Source organism: Phytohabitans aurantiacus (genome assembly GCF_027923225.1).
In the GTDB taxonomy this organism is placed as follows: domain Bacteria; phylum Actinomycetota; class Actinomycetes; order Mycobacteriales; family Micromonosporaceae; genus Phytohabitans; species Phytohabitans aurantiacus.
On record NZ_BSDI01000108.1, the window covers coordinates 1 to 10,614 of the forward strand.

General features: G+C 71.0%; 12 protein-coding genes. 7 read left to right on the forward strand and 5 right to left on the reverse strand.

Annotated elements, in window-relative coordinates:
- Nucleotides 1-218 precede the first annotated feature (218 nt).
- Genes QMG73_RS45665 through QMG73_RS45675 form a run of 3 tightly spaced genes read right to left on the reverse strand, consistent with a single transcriptional unit; the run spans nucleotide 219 to nucleotide 2,401 of the window.
- Nucleotides 219-629 (reverse strand): DUF5130 family protein, encoded by a 411-nt coding sequence (locus QMG73_RS45665; RefSeq protein WP_281906392.1) that lies wholly within the window; start codon nucleotides 627-629, stop codon nucleotides 219-221.
- The gene (gene ctaJ, locus QMG73_RS45670; protein WP_456107265.1) at nucleotides 616-939 is read right to left on the reverse strand and encodes an aa3-type cytochrome oxidase subunit CtaJ; all 324 of its coding nucleotides are present in this window, start codon (nucleotides 937-939) and stop codon (nucleotides 616-618) included. Before ctaJ ends, QMG73_RS45665 begins: the two co-directional genes overlap by 14 nt.
- Before the next feature lie 16 nt (nucleotides 940-955).
- Nucleotides 956-2,401 (reverse strand): amidase, encoded by a 1,446-nt coding sequence (locus QMG73_RS45675; protein WP_281906394.1) that lies wholly within the window; start codon nucleotides 2,399-2,401, stop codon nucleotides 956-958.
- A 79-nt stretch (nucleotides 2,402-2,480) separates the two neighbouring features.
- On the opposite strand from QMG73_RS45675, the gene kynU reads away from it, so the two are divergent.
- Genes kynU through QMG73_RS45690 form a run of 3 tightly spaced genes read left to right on the forward strand, consistent with a single transcriptional unit; the run spans nucleotide 2,481 to nucleotide 4,889 of the window.
- Nucleotides 2,481-3,731 (forward strand): kynureninase, encoded by a 1,251-nt coding sequence (gene kynU / locus QMG73_RS45680; RefSeq protein ID WP_281906397.1) that lies wholly within the window; start codon nucleotides 2,481-2,483, stop codon nucleotides 3,729-3,731.
- A 46-nt stretch (nucleotides 3,732-3,777) separates the two neighbouring features.
- A complete protein-coding gene (locus tag QMG73_RS45685) occupies nucleotides 3,778-4,266 on the forward strand; it encodes a hypothetical protein (RefSeq protein WP_281906401.1) in 489 nt (162 codons plus the stop codon).
- A 2-nt stretch (nucleotides 4,267-4,268) separates the two neighbouring features.
- The gene (locus tag QMG73_RS45690) at nucleotides 4,269-4,889 is read left to right on the forward strand and encodes a class F sortase (RefSeq protein WP_407676957.1); all 621 of its coding nucleotides are present in this window, start codon (nucleotides 4,269-4,271) and stop codon (nucleotides 4,887-4,889) included.
- A gap of 31 nt (nucleotides 4,890-4,920) precedes the next feature.
- On the opposite strand, the gene QMG73_RS45695 is transcribed toward QMG73_RS45690, so the two are convergent.
- Entirely contained in the window at nucleotides 4,921-5,448 is a 528-nt protein-coding gene (locus QMG73_RS45695) for an HNH endonuclease (protein WP_281906403.1), read from the reverse strand.
- Nucleotides 5,449-5,719: 271 nt separating this feature from the next.
- Between QMG73_RS45695 and QMG73_RS45700 the strand changes: the two genes are divergently transcribed.
- The 4 genes from QMG73_RS45700 to QMG73_RS45715 all read left to right on the forward strand — a co-directional run bounded on the left by QMG73_RS45700 (nucleotide 5,720) and on the right by QMG73_RS45715 (nucleotide 10,149).
- The gene (locus QMG73_RS45700) at nucleotides 5,720-6,754 is read left to right on the forward strand and encodes a mechanosensitive ion channel family protein (RefSeq protein WP_407676958.1); all 1,035 of its coding nucleotides are present in this window, start codon (nucleotides 5,720-5,722) and stop codon (nucleotides 6,752-6,754) included.
- 296 nt (nucleotides 6,755-7,050) lie between these two features.
- Nucleotides 7,051-8,430: an MFS transporter gene (locus QMG73_RS45705; RefSeq protein ID WP_281906406.1), complete on the forward strand. Its 1,380-nt coding sequence runs from the start codon at nucleotides 7,051-7,053 to the stop codon at nucleotides 8,428-8,430.
- Nucleotides 8,427-8,831, forward strand: a complete 405-nt coding sequence (locus QMG73_RS45710) for a globin (protein ID WP_281906407.1) — start codon at nucleotides 8,427-8,429, stop codon at nucleotides 8,829-8,831. The genes QMG73_RS45705 and QMG73_RS45710 overlap by 4 nt, the downstream gene beginning before the upstream one ends.
- Before the next feature lie 61 nt (nucleotides 8,832-8,892).
- The gene (locus QMG73_RS45715; protein WP_281906408.1) at nucleotides 8,893-10,149 is read left to right on the forward strand and encodes a PKD domain containing protein; all 1,257 of its coding nucleotides are present in this window, start codon (nucleotides 8,893-8,895) and stop codon (nucleotides 10,147-10,149) included.
- Here QMG73_RS45715 and QMG73_RS45720 read toward each other — a convergent pair.
- Nucleotides 10,146-10,493, reverse strand: coding sequence for a hypothetical protein (locus tag QMG73_RS45720; RefSeq protein ID WP_281906409.1), 348 nt, complete (start codon nucleotides 10,491-10,493; stop codon nucleotides 10,146-10,148). The two genes, QMG73_RS45715 and QMG73_RS45720, sit on opposite strands and share 4 nt — an antisense overlap.
- Nucleotides 10,494-10,614: the final 121 nt, after the last annotated feature.

Genomic DNA, 10,614 nt, shown 5'->3' on the forward strand with positions numbered 1-10,614 from the left:
CCGCAGATCAGCGGTGATCACTCCCGCACGTGCCATACCAGCAGCCTCCCAAGATCAGCCCTCTGTTGCACTGACCGGTGGAGACCGCCAGATCGAACCACGTGCGTTCGCCCTTGATCGACGAAAAGCGGGCGCTGCGCGCCGAGCGCGGCACGCCAAGCGGGCGCCCGGGCGCTGCGCGCCGGGGCGGGCGCCACGCGCCGGGCGGGCGTGAAGGGTTAGGCGCGGCCGGCGTGGGTTGCTAGTTGGTCCAGGCCGCTGATCAGGCCGCCGGCCAGGTCGCCGCCGCCGAACGACGCGACCATCGACAGTGCCGCCAGCTTGGCCTCGCGGTCGAGGATGCGCTTGCGGGCGTCGGCGCCCGTCACGATCTCCAGCAGGCGCTGGTTGGGCGAGACGGCGACCATCACGGACTTGTCGGGGTCGGCGAGCTGGCCGTGCAGCTTTTCGGCGTGCGCGCGCACCGGCTCCTCGAGGTCGCCGACGTAGACGCTGAAGGTCAGGCCGGTCGTGCGGTCGGCCACCCGCAGCGCCTCGTCGAGGCGGAGCAGCTGGCGCGTCGTGAACGGGCCGTCGAGTACTTCGGGGCGGGCTGCCACGGTGTGGGCGCCCTCTTCACCAGCGGTCACTTGCGCCTCCCGTGGCACCCTTTGTGGTCACGGCCGGCGCGGTCGCCAGCTCCTGGCCCGCTCCAGCGGAGCCCGCCGGCAGCTCGCGCAGGCCAGCCGAGCCGGCCGGCAGCTCGTGTGAGCCGGCAGCCGCGGAACCGGCGAGCTGCTCCGGCGCGGACAGGAACCACACCGGCGCGAAGTCGAACGAACGCCCTGGCCGGTATCGCTTGCCGCCGCGCCCGCCACCGAGCAAGGCCAAGCCAGCGATCACGAGCACGATGGCGGCCGGTATGACGACGAAGACCAGCAAAGTCTCGGTAACACTCACCGTTTCCACCCCTGACTCAGACGCCGTTCACGGTAGCGGAGGGCGTCGCCCGCCAGATATCGGGGTGCCGATCGCTCCACCCGATGATCTGCTCCACCTGGGCGGCGAGCGCGACCAGGCGCGCGTCCTCGCCGTACCGGCCCGTGAGCATGGCGCCGACCGGCTGCCCGCCGGGTGTCGTGGCGACCGGCAGGGAGACCGATGGCTGCCCGGTGACGTTGAACACGGCGCAGTACGGCGAGAAGCGGCGCTGCCGGTCGAAGTCGACCGCCGGGTCGCCGGTCTCGCTGAACCAGCCGATCGCTGCCTGCGGTGCCGCCAGCGTCGGGCAGAGCAGCACGTCGTACCCCGCGGTGGCACGCATCGCCTGCCGCACCTGGATCTGCAGCTCGCCCAGTACGGCCATGAGCGTGCCCGCGCTGATCTCGGCGCCGCGCTGGCGCATCAGCCGGGTCAGGGGCAGCAGGTCGCCCTCGCGCTCCGGGGGCAGCGGGAACAGCGCCATCACGTACCAGATGGTCTCGAACAGCGGCCAGACCTCGGGGCCGAAGGGTGCCGCGACGTCTTCCACCGTGTGCCCGGCGCGCGCCAGCGCGGCGGCCGCGGTGTCGACGGCGGCCAGGCACGCGGGGTCGACGGGCTGGTCGCCGGCCAGCATCGGGGTGACGAAACGACCGACGCGCAGCGGTCCGGGGTCGGCGGCGCGCGCGATCGCGAGATAGCCGCCGTCAGGCGGCGGCGGGCCGAGATATGGCTCACCAGGCACCTGTACCGCCATCGCGTCGAGCATCGCGGCGGCGTCCGTGACGGTGCGGGCCAGCGGACCGGGTGTGGGCAGGCCGAACCCGCCGAAGCCGAGCGGCCCGCCCGATACGACGCCCCGGCTCGGCTTGTATCCGACCAGCCCGCACAGCGAAGCCGGGATGCGCACCGAGCCGCCGCCGTCCGAGCCTTGCGCGAAAGGTACGAGGCCGGCGGCCACGGCCGAGGCGGCACCGCCACTGGATCCGCCGGCGGTGTTGGCGAGCTCCCACGGGTTGCGGGCGGGCGGGGCGACGAGCCCCTCGGAGTACAGCGAGATGCCCATCTCCGAGGTCGTGGTCTTGCCGAGGCTGACCGTGCCGGCGGCGCGCAGCAAGGCGACCACGTCGTTGTCGAGGGGCGGCACGTAGTCGGCGAACGCGGCGGAGCCGAACGTCGTGCGCACGCCCGCCGTCATCGTCAGGTCCTTGATGGCGATGGGTACCCCATGAAGCGGTCCGCGCTGGCCGGCCGGGGTGTCGTCGGCGGCCTTGGCCTGATCGCGGGCCTGGTCGGCGGTCACCGTCACGAAGGCGCCGACGGTGTCGCCGTACGCCTCGATGCGAGCGAGGTAGTGCTCGACCAGTTCGGCGCTGCTCAGCTCCCCGGCGCGGATGGCCGCGCCCTGCTCAAGCGCGGTCAGGTCATGCGGGTCTGCCATGGGTCACATCCTGCACTGCTTGATCGAAAGCCGCACCGCGTGTCCTTGCTCACGTTGCGGGTTAACGTAATTTTCTCGCGTGACCGATTACCTCCGGCAGGCTCGCGACCTCGATGCGGCTGACCCGCTGGCCGGCTTCCGCGACCGGTTCGTGATCGCCGACGACCATCTGGTCTATCTGGACGGCAACTCGTTGGGGCGGCTGCCAGTGTCCACACGGGACCGTCTGCACCGGGCCATCGACGAATGGGGCACCGACCTCATCCAGGGCTGGGAGCGGTGGATCACGCTGTCTCGGGAGGTCGGTGACGTGCTCGCGACCGGGGTGCTGGACGTGTCGCCGGGCGAGGTGCTGCTGTCGGACTCTACGAGCGTCAACCTGTACAAGCTGGCCGCCGCGGCCTGCGACGCCCGCCCCGGCCGGCGGGTCATCGTGACCGACGACGACAACTTCCCGACGGACCGGTACGTCCTGGAGGGTCTGGCCGACGCCCGCGGCATGGAGCTGCGCGTCCTGAAGACCGACATCGACCTCGGGATCAGCACCGCCACCGTCCGCGAGGCGCTCGACGGCGACGTCGCGCTGGTCGCGCTGTCGCATGTGGCGTACCGGTCGGGGGCTGTCGCCGACATGATGGCGATCTCGGATGCGGCGCGTGGCGCGGGTGCGCTGATGCTGTGGGACCTGTGCCACTCGGCGGGCGCGGTCCGGGTGCCGCTGCGGGCGTCCGGTGCCGACCTGGCGGTGGGCTGCACGTACAAGCATCTGAACGCGGGGCCGGGCGCACCGGCGTTCCTGTATGTGCGGTCGGACCTGCAGGCGGCCCTGCGGCAGCCGATCTGGGGCTGGTTCGGGCAGCGCAACCAGTTCGACATGGGTGTGGCCTACGACCCGGTGGAGTCTGTCGAGCGGTTCCAGGTGGGCACGCCGCCGGTGCTCGGCGGGTACGCCGTGCTGGAGGGCGCGAGGCTCACCGCCGAGGCGGGCATCGGGCGGGTCGCGGAGAAAGGGGCGGCGCTCGGCGCGTACGCGATCGCGCTGGCCGACGCGTGGCTGGCGCCCCACGGGATCCGGCTGGCGTCGCCGCGCGACAGCGCGCGGCGCGGCGGGCACGTGACGCTGTACCACCCGCGGGCCTGGCAGATCAGCCAGGCGCTGCGCGCGGCCGGCGTGGTGCCCGACTTCCGCACGCCGGACCGGCTGCGGCTGGGGCTGGCGCCGCTCTACACCCGGTTCCAGGACGTGTACGCGGGCCTCGCGGCGCTGCGAGAGGTCATGGAGACCGAGGCGCACCTCCGCTTCCCCGAACGGCACTCGCGCGTCACTTGACCGATTTTCAGGTATTTGTGGGTACAGCGGTGTAAAGATCCCTTACATGAGGGATTACTTCACACGCCTCACCCTCGTCACGCTGGCCACCGCCTTCCCACTGCTGGCCGCGCCGGCGCCGGCCCGTGCGGACGGCGCCTGGGTCGAGGTCAACCCGAGCAGCATTCAGGCCGGGTACCGGGTGGGCATCCGCGGCAGCTGCCAGGAGAACCTGAACGACGCCGTCGCCAAGTCGGAGGCGTTCGGCGAGGTGAAGATGGCGCCGGCGAACGGCTTCGTGGTGTCGGCGGTGACGATCCCCGCCAGCGCGAACCCGCGCGGGTACACCGTCAAGCTGTTCTGCGCCAACGGCAGCACGGCCACCACGACGATGTACGTGATCGGCATGGAGCACCCGAGCAAGGGCCCCGCCACCGGTGGCGGCGGCACGGCGACCAGCGCCACCGGCCCCCTGGTGCTGACCGGTGGCGGCCTCGCGGCACTCGCCGCCGGTGCCGGGCTCGGCCTGATGGCGCTGCGCCGCCGACGCGCCTGACAATGCGGGTCGGCGTCCTGGCGGCGGGGCTGGTCCTGGCGGGCACCTTCGCCACCGGGATGGGGCTGGGCCAGCTCGATCTTGGCCTGCTCGACCTGCCGTCGTGGTGGACGCCCGACGGCAAGCCGCCGCCGCGCGACTTTCCGGTGATGGAGCCGAGCCGGCCGGTGCGCATCAGCGTGCCGTCGATCGGGCTGCGCGCCGGCGTGCACGGCGTGGGCCTGGCCGGCGACGGCTCGATCGACGTACCCGCGGCGACGCGGCACCAGGAGGCCGGCTGGTACCGGGAGGGCCCGACCCCGGGCCAGTTCGGGCCGGCCATCATCGTGGGTCACGTCGACTCGCGTACCGGGCCGGCGGTCTTCCACGGACTGCGCGAGCTGCGCCCCGGCGCGAAGATCGAGATTGCCCGGCGGGACGGTTCCGTGGCGATCTTCGAGGTGAACTCGGTCGAGCGGTTCGACAAGGAGCACCTGCCCACCCGCCGCCTGTACGCCGACTTCAGCCGCCCGAGCCTGCGCCTGATCACCTGCGGTGGACGGTGGGTTGGCGGCGCGACCGGTTACGCGGACAACGTGGTGGTCTTCGCGTCCCTGGTGCGCGCCCGCCCCGCTCGCGCGTGATCAGGCTCCCGTGAAACGAAAAGAGCGGCGCTCAGGCCGCTTGCGGTAGATCGAGCCAGTTGGCCCAGCGTGGGTCCGGCGCGCGGTGGCCGAGTACCCGCCAGGCCATTCCTTTTGGCGCGGCTGGTTTGGCGTGCAATCGCCAGCCCAGCTCAGCGGGGGTGCGGTCGCCTTTGGTGTGGTTGCACCGGGCGCAGGCCGCCACCACGTTTTCCCAGGCATGGCGCCCGCCTCGGCTGCGCGGGAACACATGGTCGATGGTCTCGGCGGGCCCTCGGCAGTACGCGCACCGCCAGCCGTCGCGAGCGAAGATCGCCCTGCGGGACAGGCCGACGTGTGTGCGATACGGCACACGCACGAATCGAGTGAGCCTGACCACGGAGGGCACGGGTAACTCGTGGCGGACGCTGTGGAGGAAGCCTTCGCCGTCGGCGACGCACACGGCTTTCGCCGATAAGACCAGGATCGCGGCTCTACGCACTGACACAACACACAGCGGCTCGTATGTGGCATTGAGGACTAATGCACCTGAGCCCACCATGGGTCGTATGTCAGGCATCGCGCTCACCTCTCCAGGTCGTGCAGCCCAGCTCCTGTCGGCAACCAACTGACCGCGGCACGGGTGTAACCGCGGCTGGCGCTGGCACGATCTCCAGCGTCCCGTGCGCCAATAGTCCCTGATGGATTACAGAAATGCACGTACTAATCAGAGCCGCTCTCGTTAACCTTCGGTGTCCTGCGGCTTGATGACCGCTTCGACGGTTTTGTCCGTATCCATCAATGCCCACCCGGACGCGCGGGCATCGGGCCGGTGCGGTACGAAATCAGGCGTGACCCCCTTCCAGGAGACGCCAGGCCCGAGCCCCACTGTCGGCGCGGACTGCACCGCGGACGCGGTCTGCCAGCGGGTATTCGACTGGTTCGGCATACCGTGGCTGGCCGAGAGCAGCTTCTGGATCTTCGTCAAGCCGCTCCGGATCCTCCTGATCATCGCGATCGCCATGATCATCCGGTGGGCGATCCACCGCACGATCAAGCGGCTCGTGCGCACCACCACCAACACCTCGGTACCGACCATCCTCAGGCCGCTGCGCGAGCGGATCCCGAGCGCGACGGTCGACCCCGCCAGCGTGGTGCCCGAGCGCCGCCGGCAGCGCGCCGAGGCGATCGGATCGGTGCTGCGCAGCGGCGTCACCGCCGTGGTCTTCGCGATCGCGGCCCTGCTGGTACTCGGCGAGCTCAACTTCAACCTGGCGCCGCTGATCGCCAGCGCCGGCATCGCGGGCGTGGCGATCGGCTTCGGCGCACAGACGCTGGTCAAGGACATCATCTCCGGGATCTTCATGCTGCTCGAAGATCAGTACGGGGTGGGCGACACCGTCGACCTCGGCGAGGCCATCGGGGTGGTCGAGGCTGTTGGGCTGCGCATCACCACTGTGCGTGATGGGCGGGGCGTGCTCTGGTACATCCGGAATGGCGAGATCGTCCGGGTCGGCAACAAGAGCCAGGGCTGGGCGATGGTGGTCGTCGACATGCCGATCGGGTTCGCCAGCGTGGACGAGGCGACCACGGTGCTGCGCGCCGCCGCGGAGGGGCTGGCCGCCGATCCCGACCTTGCCGGGCACTTCCTCGAACCGCCGGACGTGCTGGGCGTCGAGCAGATCACCATCGACGGCGCGATGATCCGTACCGTTGCGAAAACCACTGCTGAGGGCCAGCCTGACGTCAACCGCGAGCTCCGGCGACGGCTCACCACCGCACTGGAGGAGTCGGGCATAACCGCGCAGATCGCCTCGGCCCGCATGTACCCGCGCCCGGCGATACCGGGTACCGACGGAGACACCACCCGGGGTGGCGCGACCTGACCGGCGGAGCAGCCACCTGACCGACGGACAGACAGTGCGATCACGCAGGTCCGCGTGGGTCGAACCCCTAGCGGACGATCGGGTACCCTCCGTTCGTTCAGTCGAGGATGCGACGGACCATCCGTTCGCACTAGCCAGATGTCAGACTATCGGGCAGAATCCGTGAAAAGCTCCATGGCGGAGCGTCACGACACCCTGTCCGTCTGCCCCAACTTGCATGCCAAGTCTGTCTATTTGGCGTTCCCGGCTCCGCCACCGCCACGTGGCCCGCCGTCGAGAACGATGGAGGCCCCTCCGTGTCCCACGAGGCACACCCCGCCGATCGGCAGGCCACCTTCCGTGAGGTGTTCGCCCAGCCTGAGTACCGTGCGGTGTTCCTCGCGAGCGCGCTGTCGTGGTTCGGGGACTATCTGGCCAAGGCCGCCATCACGGCAATGGTGTACCGGCAGACCGAGTCGGTGGCGCTGTCCGCCGCGGCCTTCGCGATCAGCTACCTTCCGTGGTTGCTCGGCGGTCCCCTGCTGTCGACCATCGCGGAGCGCAACCCGTACCGCTCGGTCATGGTCACCTGCGACCTGTTCCGGATGGTTCTCATCGGCGTGATCGCCGCGTTCGAGATGCCGGTCGGGGTGGTCCTCGCCCTGCTCTTCGCCACCACGCTGGCCACACCGCCCTCGCAGGCGGCCCGGTCGGCCCTGCTGCCGGTGATCCTCGGCGGCGACCGTCTCGTGGTGGGCCTGTCGGTCAACCTGAGCACCGGGCAGGCCGCACAGGTCGTCGGCTACATCACCGGCGCGGCGATCGCCGCAACCAACCCGCGGCTTGCACTCGCCATCGACGCCGTCACCTACCTGGGCTCCGCCCTGATCATCCGGCTCGGCGTCAAGAACCGGCCACCGGCGATGACCGCGGCGCACCGCAGCCACCTGCTGCGCGAGACCGCCGACGGGTTCCGGATGGTCTTCCACTCGCCGGTGCTGCGCGCGATCGCCATCCTTGTCTTCGCGGCGATGCTCTTCGCGATCGTGCCGGAGGGTCTCGCCGCCGCGTGGGCCGCCGATCTGAGCGACACCGAGGCCGGACGCGGGCTCTCGCAAGGCTTGATCATGGCGGCGGCGCCCGCCGGGTACATCATCGGCGGCCTGGTGACGGCCCGGCTGCTCCGGCCAGACGTCCGTCGCGCGCTGATCCGGCCTTTTGCCGTCCTGGCGCCGCTCTCGCTGGTACCGGCGCTGCTGAACCCGCCCGCCATCGGCATCGCAGCGATGGCGGCCGTCTGCGGCTTCGCGGTGGCCGGCATGATGCCGGCGGCCAACGGCCTCTTCGTGCAGGCCCTGCCGCACGGCTTCCGGGCCCGGGCGTTCGGCGTCATGCAGAGCGGCACGCAGGTCATGCAGGGCTCCGCGGTGCTCCTCACCGGCCTGCTGGCCGACCGCTTCTCGATCGGCGCGGTGGTGGGGCTCTGGAGCGTCGCCGGGGTCGTGCTGATCCTGATCGCGGCGACCCAGTGGCCCAGCGCCGACAGGTTCAACACCGCCGTCGCCGCGGCGAGCTCCGCACAGCCCGTCCCGCCGCCAGTACCGGAGAACCGCGCGGTCGTCCGGCAGAACGGCGTCGAGCAGGGCGACAAGTTCAAGATCACCCATGCTTTGCGCCGTGGCAGAATCAGAGGGTGAACTTTTTCGACGCGGTCGGCGGTGAGCCGACCTTCCGCAAGCTGGTCGACGAGTTCTACGCGGGCGTCGCGACCGATCCCGTCATGCGGCCCATGTACCCCGAGGCCGACCTCGGCCCAGCCGCCGAGCGGTTGACCCTGTTCCTGATGCAGTACTGGGGCGGCCCCAACACGTACTCGGCCGAGCGTGGGCACCCGCGCCTGCGGATGCGGCACGCCCCGTTCCGGATCGGCGCGACCGAGCGAGACGCCTGGCTGGGCCACATGCGCCGAGCCGTCGACACCCTCGACCTGACGCCGGAGCAGCGCACCACGCTGTGGGACTACCTGGAGCGGGCGGCGTACTTCATGGTCAACGCGATGGATGAGCCGGAGGAGACAAACCGGGTCAACATGGCATAACAGCGCACGCACCTCGGTCGTTGGTCATCTTGTACCCAACGCCGATCAGCCGAGGGAGCGTATGCGCCGCCGCTTGTTCGCCGTCGCCGTACTCGCCGCCGTCGCCACCGCCGCTGGCGTGGTCCCCGCCACCGCGGAGATCGCCCAACCGGCGGTGGTCACCATCAACCCCGTCGACTGGACACCGCACGTGCTCGACGGCACGGTCCGGGCGATCGTCCAGGTCGGCGACAGCATCGTCGTGGGAGGCGACTTCACGACCGTCGCCACCAGCGACGGCCGCTTCCGGCACCGGCGACAAAACATCTTCGCGTTCGACGCGGGAACGGGCGCCCTCCGCCGCTTCGCACCCTCCGTCGACGGTCCCGTGTACGCCCTGGCGGCCGGCCCGAGCGGCACCGTGTACGCCGGCGGGGCCTTCCGCACCGTCAACGGCGTCGGCCAGCGCGGCCTCACCCGGCTGTCCGTCTCGACCGGCGGCCGGGTGACCTCCTTCCGGGCCGGCATCAACTGGGGCGACGTGCGTGCCCTGGCCCTCGCCGGCACCCGCCTGTACGCCGGTGGCGCCTTCAGCGCCGTCAACCGCGTACCCCGGGCAGGACTCGCCCGCCTGGACGCGGGCTCCGGCGCCGTCGACACGGGATTCGACGCGCGCCTGACCGCCGTCGACGCCAACCGCGCCCGGGTCGAGGACTTCGCACTCTCCCCCGACGGCCGGCGGCTCATCGTCGTCGGCGCCATCACCCACGCGGCCGGCGTGCCTCGCGACCAGGTCGTACTGCTGGACACCGGCGGTCCGAGCGCGGTCGTCGCCAACTGGTACACCGACGCGTACCAGCAGGACTGCGACCCGCGCTACGACACGTACCTGCGCGGCGTCGACTTCGCGCCCGACGCCTCGTACTTCGTGGTCGTCAGCACGGGCAACATGACCGGCGCGACCCGGATGTGCGACACAGCGGCCCGCTTCCAGGTCGCCGGTGCCGGCCGCCACCCCGCGACATGGGTCAACCACACCGGCGGCAACACGCTCTTCGCGGTCGCGATCACGGGTACCGCTGTCTACGTGGGCGGCCACCAGCAGTGGCTCGACAACCCCCACGGCAACAAGTCGGCCGGCCCAGGCGCGGTATCCCGCCCCGGCATCGGCGCGATCGACCCGCGTACCGGACGGGCGCTCGCCTGGAACCCGACGCGCAGCCGAGGGGTGGGCGTACGCGCGTTTCTGGCAACGGGGAGCGGCTTGTGGGTCGGCTCCGACACGGACCAACTCGGCCACGAATACCACGCCCGCATAGGCATGTTCCCCCTCCCCTAACAGCCCACCAAGGCCGACCCGCCGAGCAGCCGCCCCGGCCTGCGCGCCAGCACGGCCGGCGGCAGCTGCGCGACGGCGACGCCTGCGGGCGGCGGGCAGCGCGGCCGGCCGGCTACGCGGGCAGCGCGGCGCGGACAGCGGCGTGTCGCCACGCCGCCCTCGCCGATCAAGGGCAAAAGCACGTGGTTTGATCGCTTTTCCGCGTGCTTTTGCCCTTGATCGATCGATTTGCCCTTGATCGGCGCGGCCTGAGGGAGGTCGCGCAGCGCCGCCTCCGGCCAAGGGGCGGCGCCCGCCGACCACGCTGCGGCGAGGCGTGTCGAGCGCCGCAGCGACGGCGCCACTCGCTCTCGCGGGGAGATCTTGGAGCGCTACCGTCGCCATGGCGGTTTCAAGATCTGGCTGCAACACCCACGTTTCTGCAGGTAGGAGTGGGTTGTGGCAGAGAGATTGTCCGCGTTGGAG